Consider the following 13,709-nt stretch of genomic DNA (forward strand, 5'->3'; position numbering starts at 1 on the left):
GGCAACGATGTCGAGTACCGACGACAGGCGTTTCGAGGTCTTACGTGCAATCGTGGCCGATTACGTCTCCACCCAGGACCCGGTGGGATCCAAGGCACTGGTCGAGCGTCACAACCTCGGAGTGTCGAGCGCCACTGTGCGCAACGACATGGCATTCCTCGAGGCCGAGGGCTACATCGCCCAACCGCACACCAGTTCCGGCCGCGTCCCCACCGACAAGGGATACCGCGAATTCGTCGATCGCATCGCCGACGTCAAGCCCATGTCCGGGCCCGAGCGTCGAGCGATCCTCGAGTTCTTGGAGTCGGGTGTCGATCTCGACGACGTTCTGCGCCGCGGTGTGCGACTGCTCGCGCAACTGACCCGTCAGGTCGCGGTTGTCCAGTACCCGTCGCTGTCCGCGTCGTCGGTTCGCCACCTCGAGGTGGTCGCGTTGACGCCGGCGCGCCTGCTTCTCGTTCTCATCACCGATTCCGGCCGCGTCGATCAGCGAATCGTCGAACTCGGAGACGTCCTCGAAGACGAAGACCTTTCCCGGTTGCGCACGCTTCTCGGCGGAGCACTGGAAGGCAAGCGCCTGGCCGCCGCGTCGATTGCCGTGGCGGAACTGGCTGACGAGTCTCCGGCCTACCTTCGCGACGCCGTGATCCGCTCGGCAACGGTGCTGGTCGAGACCCTGGTCGAACATCCGGAAGATCGTCTCGTTCTGGGCGGAACCTCGAATCTCACGCGCAACGCCGCCGATTTCTCCGGTCTGGCCGGCTTCCCCGGTTCGCTGCGCGCTGTGCTCGAAGCACTGGAAGAGCAGGTAGTGGTCCTCAAACTGCTCGCTGCGACGCAGAACTCCGGCACGGTCACCGTTCAGATCGGTGAAGAGACGCAGGTCGAACAGATGCGCGGAACCTCTGTGATTTCGACTGGCTACGGCGCGGCCGGTACCGTTTTCGGTGGTGTCGGTGTGCTCGGACCCACTCGGATGGACTATCCGGGAACAATTGCATCGGTTGCCGCCGTTGCCAGATACATCGGCGAAGTTCTCTCCGAGCGATGACGGACGTCGACATTCGTCGGCACGCCTCCTCGCGAGGACTGAGGAAAACCTAGAAGTAAGAGAAGGACGAGAGACTCAACGTGGCACGGGATTACTACGGATTGCTCGGCGTCGACAAGAACGCGACAGACCAGGAGCTCAAGCGCGCTTACCGCAAGCTGGCACGCGAACTGCACCCGGACGTCAACCCTGACGAGGCGGCGCAGGCCAAGTTCAAGGAGATCTCGACGGCCTACGAGGTCCTGACCGACCCGGAGAAGCGTCGCATCGTCGATCTCGGCGGAGACCCGCTCGAGTCTGGTGGTGGCGGTGGTGGTGGCTTCGGCGGCGGATTCGGTGGCGGCGGCCTCGGCGACGTCTTCGAAGCATTCTTCGGCGGCGGTGGCGGCGCAGGTCGTGGGCCGCGCGGTCGCGTTCAGCCCGGAGCCGACTCGTTGCTTCGCACCAAGCTGACCCTCGCAGAATGTGCGACGGGAGTCAGCAAGCACGTGACCGTCGAGACGGCCATTCTGTGCGACAGCTGCACCGGAGCCGGAACCAACGGCGACTCCAAGCCTGTCCGCTGTGAGACCTGCAACGGTGCCGGCGAAGTTCAGTCCATCCAGCGCTCGTTCCTCGGTCAGGTCATGACCTCGCGTCCCTGCCCGACGTGCCGCGGTGCCGGTGAGACCATCCCGGATCCCTGCCACAAGTGTGGCGGAGACGGCCGAGTTCGGGCCAAGCGTGACATCACCGTGAAGGTTCCCGCGGGCGTCGCCGGTGGCATGCGTATCCGTTTGACCGCGCAGGGTGAAGTGGGCCCGGGCGGCGGACACCCCGGCGACCTCTACGTCGAGATCGTCGAGCAGCAGCACGACGTCTTCGTTCGAGACGGTGAAGACCTGCACTGCACGATCCGCGTTCCGATGGTCGACGCAGCGCTCGGTACGACTGTCACCGTCGACACCATCATCGACGGCCCCAAGGAAATCACCATCGAGCCAGGCACCCAGCCCGGACACGTTGCTGTTCTTCGCGGTCATGGCATGCCGAAACTGCGGTCGGGAGTGCGCGGCGACGTGCACGCTCACCTCGAGGTGGTCATCCCGAGCCGTCTCGATCACAAGCAGTCCAAGCTGCTCAAGGAATTCAAGCTGCTCCGCGATCGTGACGAGGCCGAGGTTGTCTCGACGGCCTCGCAGAACAGCGGTGGATTGTTCTCGCGTCTTCGCGAAGCATTCAGCGGCCGCTGACGGTGGCCGCAACGGTCTTCTTTCTCGACCCGGTTCCCGGCGTCGGTGAAATCGCAGTTCTGGACGGACAGGAGGGTCGCCACGCGGCCACTGTCCGCCGGATCGGCGTCGGTGAGCGATTGGTGTTGGCCGACGGCCGTGGCCGGGTGGCCGACGCCGAGGTGACGAGCGTCGGCAAGGACCGCCTGGAACTGTTGGTCAGTGACGTTCAGGTTCTCGAGCAGCCCAAGCCGTTGGTGACCCTCGTTCAGGCACTTCCCAAGGCCGAGCGTTCCGAGTTGACCGTCGAACTGGCGACCGAGGCGGGGATCGACGCGGTGATCCCGTGGCAGTCCTTGCGTTGTGTCGCCAAGTGGGAGGGCCCCAAGCTCGCCAAGGGCGTCGCACGCTGGCGAAGTGCGGCAGTGTCTGCGGCAAAGCAGTCCAGACGCGCGTTCGTCCCGGAAATTGCGGAACTGCACAAGACGCCGGCGGTGATCGCGTTGGTTCGTGACGCCGTTGCCCGTGGCGCTGTGGTTGCGGTGCTTCACGAATCGGCGACGACGCCGTTGGCCGGTTTGCCGCTGGCGAGCGCGGACGAGGTATTTCTGGTTGTCGGTCCCGAAGGTGGGCTCGACGATTCGGAGATCAGCGCGTTGTCGGAGGCCGGGGCCACTCCGGTGCTTCTCGGCCCGACGGTCCTGCGCACGTCGACCGCCGGGGCTGTTGCTCTGGGCGCGATCGGAGTGCTGACCGATCGCTGGGGACCACGGCCACTGCACTGATCTTGTTGTGATCCCGAGCTGAATCGGATCCGGCGCTCAGCGAAGTGTCAGATTTGCGCACTATCGTAAGGACGTCGGGGGTCGCCTTCGGCGTGAGTTGGTTCGGGGATTTCAGGAGGCCAGATGTTGTCACGTGCGCATATGCGAATCGTTGGAGCGGTGTGTGCCGCGGCGGCGTTGATGCTCGTCGCGGGGTGCACGGTCTCCACCGGAGACAACACGGGTTCCTCCAGCAGCGCCGTCACCACTACCCCGACCAGCGAGGCGCTCGTCACCGTCACACCGGCGGACGGCGGAACTCCGGTGAGTCCACTCGACCCCATCGAGGTCCAGGTCGCGAAGGGAACACTGACGACCGTCGCGCTGACCAATCCCGAGGGTAAGGAAGTCGCCGGTATCACCACGCCGGACAAGACGTCCTGGAAACCGAGCGAACCACTCGGATACGGCAAGACTTACAAGCTGGTCGTCGACGTCGTCGACGCGAATGGTGTTGCCACGACCAAGAACACGACGCTGACCACCGTCGCGCCGAGTAACCAGACCCGGGCGTACATCAACACCACCGGTGGCGCCTCGATATCGGACGGTGGCACGTACGGTGTCGGCACCGTCGTCGCCGTTCATTTCGACGAGTTGATCGGTGACAAGGCCGCGGCCGAGAAGTCTCTGCTGGTCACAACCAATCCGCCCGTACAGGGATCGTGGTACTGGGTCGACGGTCAGAACGTTCACTGGCGACCGCAGAACTACTACGCACCAGGCACGACGGTCTCGGTGAATGCGAACATCTACGGCAAGCAGCTCGGCAACGGACTGTACGGCCAGCAGGACGACACCGTGTCCTTCAAGATCGGCGACTCCCACGTCTCGGTCGCCGACGACAACACCAAGATGGTGACCGTCTACGAAAACGGTCAGGTGATCAAGGAAATGCCGACCTCGATGGGAATGGGCGGCACCGAGACGATCGGCGGCACGACGCTCTCGTTCTGGACCCAGCCCGGCACGTACACCGTGATGGACAAGGCAAATCCCGTCATCATGGATTCGTCGACCTACGGTCTGCCGATCAACTCGCGCCTGGGCTACAAGGAATCCATCAACTGGGCCACCCGCATCAGCACGGACGGTATCTATCTTCACGAGTTGGAGAGCACCGTCTGGGCGCAGGGAAACACCGACACCTCGCACGGTTGCCTCAATCTCAGTGCGGCCAATGCCAAATGGTTCTTCGATTTCTCGCAGCCGGGAGATGTCGTCGAGATCAAGAACACCGGCGGCGCTCCGCTGGAGGTGTGGCAGAACGGCGACTGGACCCTTTCCTGGGCAGACTGGGCCGCAGGCAGCGCCCTCGCCTGAGATAGATTTCCTCGGTGCCTCGATTCAAGATTCCGTACGGCCGACACGAGCAGCAGTTCGGGCATCTCTACGTTCCCGACGGAGTCGTTGACGGCCCGATCCCGGTCGTCATGCAGATCCACGGCGGCTTCTGGAGCGGGCAGTACGGATTGACTCTGGGCACCGCATTTGCTGTCGAACTCGCGCGGCACGGCGTCGCGGTGTGGAACATCGAATACCGCCGTCTCGGGGCGGGCGGTGGTTGGCCGGAGATGTCCGCCGACGTGAAAACGGCATACGACGAAATCCCCGGACTGGTTGCCGCGAAGTCCTCGGCCGAATTGGATCTGAATCAGATTCGCTTGCTCGGGCATTCGGCCGGAGGACATCTTGCAGTGTGGCTGGCGGGGGAGAAGGACACGTTCACCCGGCCTGAACGGGTCATCGCCCAGGCGGCCGCACTCGATCTGGCGTCGGCAGGCGAGCGTGGACGACGGATCAGCTTCATCGAGGATCTGTTCGGCGTTCCGTTCGACGCGGACCCGGATCTGTATCGCAGTGCGTCGCCGCAGCATCGATTGCCGATCGGCGTCCCCGTTGTGTGCGTTACGGGTGCGGAGGACCTGCAGGTGCCGGCCAAGGTGAGCTCCCGGTACGCGAAAGCCGCGGAAGCGGCTGGTGATCCCGTGTCACTGCGTGTGATCGAGGGCGAAGGACACGACGCATTTCTCTCACCCTCGACCGAGTCGTGGCGGGTCTCCCGCGAGTTGGTTCTCGCCGAAGACCCGCTGGCTCCGAGCACGTCAGACTGACGCGGGGTCCACTTCCACAGGGGCCTTCTTGCCCGGCAGGATGAACGCCACGACAACTGCCCCCACGAACAGTGCAAGACCGCCCGCCCAACTGGCCGCCGAAATCGCGTCGGCGTAGGCACTGCCTGCGGCGTCGAGCAGCGGCCCTGCCTGAGCTGCAGCCAACGGGTTGCCTGCCATCTCTTCGGCGACCAACGAAGCGCCGCCGACGGATTCGCCCGACACCTCCATCGCGTACGCAGCCTGTTGTGCAAGTTCGCCCGTCAACTGCGGAACCTGCATTCCATTGATGAATCCGGCAATCGAATCCTTGTAGCTCGCAGCGAGGATCGAGCCGAGGATCGCGATACCCAGCGAGCCGCCGAGTTCGATGGCGGTGTCGTTGAGGCCACCCGCAGCACCGAGATCGTCCTCGGAGAAGTTGTCCATGATGGCGTCGGTGGCCGGCGGTTCGCTGAGACCGATGCCCAGGCCGAGCAGGATCAGTGGGACTGCGAACATCCAGTAGCCCGAATCGCCGTCGACCTGCGTGAGAATCAGAACGCCGATCGCGGCGACCACCATGCCGCCGACGATGGATGCCCGGACGCCGATCAGCGGAGTGATCCGCCCACTGACAACGGCGCCGATCGAGACGGCAATTGCCAAGGGCAGCAGACGAACACCGGTTTCGAGTGCGCCGTAGCCGAGGATGAACTGGAACTGCTGTGAGATGAAGTAGATGGCGCCGAAGGCGGCCAGGAACAGCAGAAGTACGGCGAGCGTCGCGCCGCCGACCATGCGCTGGCCGAGCTTACGGACGTCGAGCAGTGGCTGCGGGTGACGCAGTTCCCAGACGACGAACGAGACGAGGCCGATCGCAGCGAGTACGGCGGCACCGATGGGTCCGCCGGTCCACCCGAAGTGGAATCCGTTGATGATCGAGTACACGAGCGAGCCAATGGTGACCACCGAGAGTGCGCCGCCGATCCAGTCGATCCGGCCCAGGTGCTCGGCCTTGCTCGGCGGCACCAGAATTACGGCGGCGACGGCAGCGACTGCGGCGATCGGGACGTTGATCAGGAAAGTGATGCTCCAGGAATGACTGTCGAGAATCCATCCGGCCAACAGCGGACCGAGTGCAATCGCGAGACCCGATGTCGCCGCCCACGCCGCGATGGCGCGTGATCGCTCCGCTTTGGGAAAGGTAGCGACCAGAAGCGAAAGCGTCGCGGGCATGATGATCGCGGCGCCGACGCCCATGATCATTCGTGCCGCGATGACGGCGTTGGTGGTGTCCGCGATGCTGCCGAAGACGGCGCCGCCGGCGAACACGGCGAGTCCGGCGAGAAGTGCGCCGCGGCGACTGTACTTGTCACCGATCACGCCGAACAGCAGCATCAATGCGGCGTAGGGAACGGTGTAGCCGTCGATGACCCATTGAAGTTGCGTGCTGGTGAGGCCGAGGTCTCTGGTCATGTCCGGCGCCGCGACGATCAGCGCGGTATTCGCCATCACGACGATCAGCAGACTCAGGCACAACACCCCGAGCGCGGCCCACCGCCGTGAGTACGGCTGGTCCATCTCCGAGACAGGTTTGCTCATGAGTGTCGTCATGACGCGACTCCGTTCCTGATGATCGAAGACACTCCTCGATCTATTTGCACACTGATGTGTAAGTTAATAACTTGCACACCGATGTGCAACTATGATTGACCTAGATCACAGTTGGGCAGTCGAAAGAGGTGGAACGCGCATTGACGCATTCGGGCACAGTCGTTTCGGGAACTGCCGAATCGGGCGGACGGCAGCGTCGTAGTCAGGCCGCGGCCAATCGCAATCGCATCATCGAGGCGGCGATCACGGCGTTCGCTGCTGATCCGGATGCGAGCATGGACGACGTCGCAAAGGCCGCCGGTGTGGTCAGGCGAACCGTGTACGCGCATTTCGACAGCCGAGAGGCGCTGATCAACGGCATCGTGGACGAGGCGTCGACCGATCTCGTAGCTGCGCTGAGCCAAGCCGGCGAGCCGCCCGAGCGCCCGGATCTGGCGACTGCCGTACTGGCATTGCTGTCATGGCCGGTCGGTGATCGCTTCCGGATGCTGCTCAGCTTTGCTCGCAAAGAGTTGGGGGAGCAGCGGATTCTCGATCTGATGGAGCCCGCGCGCGCCGTGAGTATCAGCGTCGTCGAGCGCGGTCAGCGTGACGGAACCTTCTCGAAATACCTGCCGGCCGAGACTCTGGTAGCGATGACCGAGGCGATCACGATCACTTTGTTCGATCAGGCCAACAGTGGGCTGATCACGGACTCGGGCGAATCCTTTGCCGCCGTGTGCCTGGTCATCGCGGGTATCAGTCCGGACAGAAGCTCCGAGATCGTCGCCGAAGCGTCGGAATGGATCCGCGAATCGCTGCCGTCCGGTCGCCGCGAGGATTAGGCCGGGACGATTAACAAGTGGGCCGTGTCCGACTCTGGCGCTAGACTTCGAAGTATCGAGGCTCACGAGTCGAGTGGGCTGATCGGACCAGAAAGCAGGCCATATTCACCACGTGAGTGAACACAGTGAACTCGACGGGAACCGTGTAACCACCATCACCGAGCGCGCTCTGCCCGCAGAGCGCACCGTCCGTTCGAGTATGGATCTGGCGCCGGAGACCGTGCGTCAAATCCTGGGGGCGACGGACGAGAATCTCACCGCGATCGAACGTGAGCTTCGTGCCGACATTCATGTACGTGGCGGAACCATCTCCTTGTCGGGGACGGCTGCAGACGTGGCGCTGGCAGAACGTGTGTTCAGTGAATTGGCGTCGCTGGCCGGTCGAGGGCAGCCCATTGCCCCGGACGCTGTTCGACGAACCATCGGCATGCTCACCAACGAGGTCGGCGAGTCTCCGGCCGAGGTGCTCTCCCTCGACATTCTTTCGCGTCGGGGCAAGACGATTCGGCCGAAGACCCTCAACCAGAAACGCTACGTCGACGCCATCGACGAGAACACCATCGTGTTCGGAGTCGGCCCGGCCGGTACCGGCAAGACCTACCTCGCCATGGCCAAGGCCGTTCAGGCGTTGCAGGCCAAGCAGGTCTCTCGGATCATCTTGACCAGGCCGGCAGTCGAGGCCGGGGAGCGACTGGGCTTTCTGCCCGGCACGCTGCACGAGAAGATCGATCCGTATCTCCGCCCGCTGCACGACGCATTGCACGACATGATGGATCCCGAGGCGATTCCGAAGTTGATGCAGGCCGGAGTCATCGAGGTCGCTCCGCTCGCCTACATGCGTGGCCGGACGCTCAACGACGCCTTCATCATCTTGGACGAAGCGCAGAACACCACGGCCGAGCAGATGAAGATGTTCCTGACCCGCCTCGGGTTCGGTTCCAAGATCGTGGTCACCGGAGACGTGACCCAGGTCGATCTGCCGGGCGGGGCCCGTTCGGGTCTGCGCGCGGCATCCGAAATCCTCACCGGGATCGACGATATTCATTTCGCCACTCTCGACAGCAGCGACGTCGTACGTCATCGGCTGGTCTCTCACATCGTCGACGCTTACGAGCGTCACGAATCGGATCGGTCCGGCGAGTTGGCGGTCGGAAACCGGGCGCAGCGCCGCGCTGCACATGCTCATTCACCGCGACGGTAGGCTGAGCGACGCATCAACCCCTACTTTTCCCAGGAAAGAGCGTCGCACATGAGCATCGAGGTCTCGAACGAATCGGGCATGGACATCTCCGAACCGGAGTTGATCAGCGTTGCCCGTTTCGTGATCGCTCGGATGGATGTCCATCCGGCGGCCGAGCTGTCGATGGTTCTCGTCGACTCCGCGACGATGGCGGATCTGCACGTTCGCTGGATGGATCTGCCGGGTCCGACCGACGTCATGTCGTTCCCGATGGACGAACTCGAGCCGGGTGGCCGTCCCGATTCCCCCGAGCCGGGGCCGTCGATGCTCGGCGACATCGTGCTGTGTCCGTCTTTTGCCGCGGATCAGGCTGACAAGGCCGGGCATTCACTGGCTCACGAACTTGCCCTCCTGACCGTCCACGGTGTGTTGCACCTTCTCGGCTACGACCATGCGGAGCCGGAAGAGGAGAAGGAGATGTTCGGCTTGCAGAACAGCCTCCTCGAAGAGTGGTACGAAGACCTTCGCCGTATCGACCGCGAAGCAGCACTGGCCGAACGCGATCAGAAGCTGCTCGGTAAGACCGGTTTCGTCGACGGAGTGGACCGATAACAGTTATCCGGGGGTTCTGTAGTGAGTAGCGCCATAGCGCTCTTTGTTCTGGCGATTGCTCTTGTCCCGGTCGGTGGTGTGTTCGCGGCCGTCGACTCGGCGCTCAACACCATTTCGTCGGCGCGGATCGACGAGATGGCAAAGGAAGAGCGAGCCGGCGCCGCGCGAGTGCAACGCATCCTGACCGATCGTCCGCGATACGTGAATCTGATGGTCCTGCTTCGCATTTTGTGCGAGATCACGGCCACCGTCGTACTCGTGGGCGGCCTGATCGACGTCCTCTCGCTGGGCTGGGCACTGACCGTCACCGCGGTGATCATGGTTCTCGTCTCGTACGTGGTCATCGGCGTCGGACCGAGAACGCTTGGGCGCCAACATGCGTACTCCATCGCGATGGCCGCGTCGCTGCCACTGCTGTGGATCGGGGTTCTGCTCGGGCCGATCAGTCGCGTCCTGATCCTCGTGGGTAACGCATTGACCCCGGGTAAGGGCTTCCGCAACGGCCCGTTCGCGTCGGAAATCGAGTTGCGTGAACTCGTGGACATGGCGCAGGAACGCGGCGTCGTGGCCGACGAAGAACGCCGAATGATCCAGTCCGTCTTCGAACTGGGAGACACGTCGGCGCGCGAGGTGATGGTGCCGCGCACCGACATGGTGTGGATCGAGAACGACAAGAATGCCGGGCAGGCAACGTCGTTGGCCGTCCGCAGTGGTCACTCGCGCCTGCCGGTCATCGGGGAGAACGTCGACGACGTGCTCGGTGTCGTCTACCTCAAGGATCTGGTCAAGCAGACCTACCACCTGCCCGACGGCGGCCGGAACGTCAACGTCTGCGACGTCATGCGGCCCGCCGTCTTCGTTCCCGACTCGAAGCCGCTCGACAGCTTGCTGGCCGAGATGCAGCGCGACCGCAACCACATGGCGATACTCGTCGACGAGTACGGCGGAATCGCCGGGCTCGTCACGATCGAGGACGTCATCGAAGAGATCGTCGGTGAGATCGCCGACGAGTACGACGAGGACGAGACGCCGCCCATCGAGGATCTCGGAGACGGAATGTTCCGCGTATCCGCGAGACTTCCCATCGAAGACCTCGGTGAATTGTTCGATCTCGAACTCGAACTCGACGAGGTGGAGACCGTCGGCGGGCTGATCGGATACGTACTCGGCCGAGTGCCACTTCCCGGTTCCGAAGTGGAGTACGACGGTTTGATCCTGCGCGGCGAGGGAACCAATACGGGCCGAGGCCGGGTACGCATCAGCACGGTGTTCGTGCAGCGCATCCCGCCGTCCGAAGACGAAGAGACAGAAGACACCGATGACTGAGCGAGAGTTCAGCGAGGAGCAGTTATGAGCAAGAACGAATTCCGGTCAGGCTTCGTGTGTTTCGTGGGTCGACCCAATACGGGCAAGTCCACGCTGACCAACGCGTTGGTCGGCAGCAAGATCGCGATCACGTCCTCGCGCCCGCAGACGACGCGCCACACGATTCGCGGCATCGTTCACCGCGAGCATGCGCAGCTGATCCTGGTCGACACCCCTGGACTGCACAAGCCCCGCACTTTGCTCGGGCAGCGCCTCAATGACCTGGTTCGCGACACGTACTCCGAGGTCGACGTCATCTGCCTGTGCATCCCGGCCGACGAGGCCATCGGGCCCGGAGACCGCTGGATCGTGCAGCAGGTCCGTCAGATGGCGCCCAAGACCAAGCTTGTCGGCATCGTGACCAAGATCGACAAGGTCAGCCGCGACGCCGTCGGAAAGCAGTTGCTCGCGCTGTCCACCCTGCTCGGCCCCGAATCCGAGGTCGTTCCGGTGTCCGCGAAGTCGGGTGAACAGGTCGAGATCCTGGTCGACGTCCTCGCCGGTCTGATGGACGAGGGCCCGGCCTTCTACCCGGACGGCGAATTGACGGACGAGCCCGAAGAGGTGCTCATGGCCGAACTGATCCGTGAGGCTGCGCTCGAGGGGCTCGGCGAAGAATTGCCGCACTCTCTGGCTGTGGTGATCGAGGAGGTCATCCCGCGTGAGGGTCGCACCGAGAAGCAGGGCGAGATGCTCGACGTGCATGCGTTGCTCTACGTCGAGCGGCCCAGTCAGAAGGGCATCGTCATCGGTAAGGGCGGGGCGCGTCTGCGGGAAGTCGGTACCAGTGCGCGCCTGCAGATCGAGAAGCTGCTCGGTGTGCGGATCTTCCTGGAGCTGCACGTCAAGGTCGCCAAGGACTGGCAGCGCGACCCGAAGCAGCTCGGCCGGCTGGGCTTCTAGGGCCGGAGGACCCTGAGGATCGCCGCGCCGATGTCCTGCTCGTCGACGCCGGTGGCCAGGCGTCGGAGTTGGAGCCCGGTGATGACGGCGACGAGCGTCGATGCAATCGACTCCGGATCAGGTACACCGAGTGCCGTCAGAATCGTGACGGTCAAATCGTCGTAGGCGGCGAAGCATTCGACGGCGACTTCGTGGAGTTCGTGGTCGCGCCCGGCGGCGATGTACATCTCGAACGGCGCGATCCGCTCGGCCGAGAACGAAAGATCTCGCGTCACCTTTTCGGCTATTGCCGCGGCGTCCTCGACGCTCAGACCTTTGTCGCGGTACTCCTCGGCCAAGGCGCGCAGGCGCGTCGTCTCGTCGGTCACGAAACGAGACAGCGCGGCCCGCAGCATGTCCGACTGGCTGGCGAAGTGATACGTGATCGATCCGAGTGAGACGCCGGCCTGCGCGGCGATGCGCCGGTTGCTCACACCCGGGATGCCGTCGGTACCGACGACGTGCAGAACGGCGTCGAGTATTCGCTCGCGAACGTCCCGGTTACTCATCGGGTCACCACCACGGCTCGGGTCGGACCTGATCCCAACGCAGGACCGATTCCAACTGTGAAGCGAGGGAGACCAACAGAGGTTCGGTGTTCTCGTTGCCCATCAACTGCGCACCGATGGGCAGGCCGGCCTTGCTGAATCCGGCCGGCACGTTGACCGAGGGCCAGCCGAGGACGTTCCACGGCCACGCGTAGGGGCAGGCGCCGGTCATGACCTTGTCGGTGTCCCAGCCACCGATGCCGTCGATCGCGGTCGCCATGATCGGTGGAGTTGCCGTCGTGGGTGCCAGGACGACGTCGTAGGTGTCGAAGATCGCTCCGATCCGCTTTCGCATCCGCGGCTCGGCCGCGCGGGCCGCGCGCAGAGGTGCGCCGCGAAGTAGCTTGCCGTTCTGGGCATTTCCGCGTGTTCTGGCATCGACCAGTTTCGGGTCGGGAACGCGTCCGAGCCAGTCGTGGACCCCGACGAGCGAGCGGGGCAGAAAGTTCAGGCCGAAGATCAGGCCGTATGCGGGATCGTCGACGACGACATGGTGTCCGAGTTCCCGCAGCGTTTCGGCGATCGAATGCACGGCCAGGCGCACTTCCGGGTCCAGCTTCACGGGAGTGGCGGTGAACGGATTACGAAGGGAAAGAGCGATTTTCAGCTTTCCGGGGTCGCGTCCCACCGCGTCGCTGACCGTCACCGGTGTCGGCTTGTGGAGGTCGCCGTCGTGGTTGCCGGCAGCGACGTCGAGCAACAGTGCCGCGTCGGCGACGGTGCGAGCGAGCGGTCCGTTGACCGTCAGGCCGTAGAACGCTTCGGCGTCGGGCCAGGTTGAGATGCGCCCGCGCTGCGGTTTGATTCCGACGAGGTTGGTCCAGGCCGCGGGGATTCGGATGGAACCGGCTCCGTCGGAACCGATTCCGGCGCTGACCAATCCGGCGGCGACGGCCGCGGCGGTGCCGCCCGACGATCCGCCTGGAGTGTGGTGACGCGACCACGGATTGCGCGTGTAACCGAAGGCTGAACCGCTCGTGAGCGGCCACTGGCCCAATTCCGGGCTGTTGGTCTTGCCCACGATCACTGCGCCGGCGTCGCGGAGGCGTCGAATCATCTCCGAGTCCTCGGTCTTGGCCGGGAAATCGCCAGGGCAACCGAAGGCCGTGGGTTCGCCGGTGATGTCGACGTCGTCCTTTACTGCGATCGGCACACCGAGCAGCGGCAGACGCTCGCCGCGTGCGAGACGTCTGTCGGCCTCGGCAGCTTCCTCGAGTGCCTTCTCTCGCCGCACGATCTTGAACGCATTGAGGTGAGGCTGAGTGGCCTCGATCCGGCTCAGCGTTGCCTCGGTGGCCGCGACGGACGAGGTAGCGCCCGAGGCCAGGCTCGCAACCTGGTCGACAAGACCGGGGGCGAGATCGTGGTCGGTTCGAGAAGTCATCAGGTTCCCTTCGCAAAACTGTTCGTTCGAACGAACAGTAACTTGTTTCAGTATTAGT

General features: G+C 63.9%; 13 protein-coding genes. 10 read left to right on the forward strand and 3 right to left on the reverse strand.

Annotated features, from left to right (window positions below):
• Positions 1-7: 7 nt before the first annotated feature.
• From hrcA to P3G66_RS13310, 5 genes are all read left to right on the forward strand, one after another.
• The gene (gene hrcA / locus P3G66_RS13290) at positions 8-1,051 is read left to right on the forward strand and encodes a heat-inducible transcriptional repressor HrcA (RefSeq protein ID WP_276116704.1); all 1,044 of its coding nucleotides are present in this window, start codon (positions 8-10) and stop codon (positions 1,049-1,051) included.
• 80 nt (positions 1,052-1,131) lie between these two features.
• Complete coding sequence (dnaJ, locus tag P3G66_RS13295; RefSeq protein ID WP_003944460.1) at positions 1,132-2,283, forward strand: molecular chaperone DnaJ; 1,152 nt, start codon at positions 1,132-1,134, stop codon at positions 2,281-2,283.
• A 2-nt stretch (positions 2,284-2,285) separates the two neighbouring features.
• Entirely contained in the window at positions 2,286-3,047 is a 762-nt protein-coding gene (locus P3G66_RS13300) for a 16S rRNA (uracil(1498)-N(3))-methyltransferase (RefSeq protein ID WP_276116705.1), read from the forward strand.
• 123 nt (positions 3,048-3,170) lie between these two features.
• The gene (locus tag P3G66_RS13305) at positions 3,171-4,409 is read left to right on the forward strand and encodes an Ig-like domain-containing protein (RefSeq protein WP_054187678.1); all 1,239 of its coding nucleotides are present in this window, start codon (positions 3,171-3,173) and stop codon (positions 4,407-4,409) included.
• 14 nt (positions 4,410-4,423) lie between these two features.
• Positions 4,424-5,200, forward strand: coding sequence for an alpha/beta hydrolase (locus P3G66_RS13310; protein WP_050654648.1), 777 nt, complete (start codon positions 4,424-4,426; stop codon positions 5,198-5,200).
• Here P3G66_RS13310 and P3G66_RS13315 read toward each other — a convergent pair.
• Positions 5,192-6,796 (reverse strand): MFS transporter, encoded by a 1,605-nt coding sequence (locus P3G66_RS13315; RefSeq protein ID WP_007731066.1) that lies wholly within the window; start codon positions 6,794-6,796, stop codon positions 5,192-5,194. The genes P3G66_RS13310 and P3G66_RS13315 overlap by 9 nt on opposite strands.
• Before the next feature lie 128 nt (positions 6,797-6,924).
• On the opposite strand from P3G66_RS13315, the gene P3G66_RS13320 reads away from it, so the two are divergent.
• The 5 genes from P3G66_RS13320 (at position 6,925) to era (ending at position 11,680) form a co-directional block, all read left to right on the forward strand.
• On the forward strand, positions 6,925-7,620 hold the full coding sequence (locus tag P3G66_RS13320) for a TetR/AcrR family transcriptional regulator (RefSeq protein WP_007731067.1): 696 nt from the start codon (positions 6,925-6,927) through the stop codon (positions 7,618-7,620).
• A 199-nt stretch (positions 7,621-7,819) separates the two neighbouring features.
• Positions 7,820-8,821, forward strand: coding sequence for a PhoH family protein (locus P3G66_RS13325; RefSeq protein WP_223304543.1), 1,002 nt, complete (start codon positions 7,820-7,822; stop codon positions 8,819-8,821).
• Positions 8,822-8,869: 48 nt separating this feature from the next.
• A complete protein-coding gene (gene ybeY / locus P3G66_RS13330) occupies positions 8,870-9,412 on the forward strand; it encodes an rRNA maturation RNase YbeY (protein ID WP_003944525.1) in 543 nt (180 codons plus the stop codon).
• A gap of 21 nt (positions 9,413-9,433) precedes the next feature.
• Complete coding sequence (locus tag P3G66_RS13335) at positions 9,434-10,738, forward strand: hemolysin family protein (RefSeq protein ID WP_003944509.1); 1,305 nt, start codon at positions 9,434-9,436, stop codon at positions 10,736-10,738.
• A gap of 24 nt (positions 10,739-10,762) precedes the next feature.
• Complete coding sequence (era, locus tag P3G66_RS13340) at positions 10,763-11,680, forward strand: GTPase Era (RefSeq protein ID WP_003944451.1); 918 nt, start codon at positions 10,763-10,765, stop codon at positions 11,678-11,680.
• Here the strand turns inward: era and P3G66_RS13345 are convergent.
• Complete coding sequence (locus P3G66_RS13345) at positions 11,677-12,228, reverse strand: TetR/AcrR family transcriptional regulator (RefSeq protein ID WP_030536607.1); 552 nt, start codon at positions 12,226-12,228, stop codon at positions 11,677-11,679. The two genes, era and P3G66_RS13345, sit on opposite strands and share 4 nt — an antisense overlap.
• Before the next feature lie 4 nt (positions 12,229-12,232).
• On the reverse strand, positions 12,233-13,651 hold the full coding sequence (locus P3G66_RS13350; RefSeq protein WP_228401096.1) for an amidase: 1,419 nt from the start codon (positions 13,649-13,651) through the stop codon (positions 12,233-12,235).
• Positions 13,652-13,709: the final 58 nt, after the last annotated feature.

It is taken from the genome of Rhodococcus sp. C3V (assembly GCF_029269915.1).
Taxonomy (GTDB): domain Bacteria; phylum Actinomycetota; class Actinomycetes; order Mycobacteriales; family Mycobacteriaceae; genus Rhodococcus_F; species Rhodococcus_F qingshengii.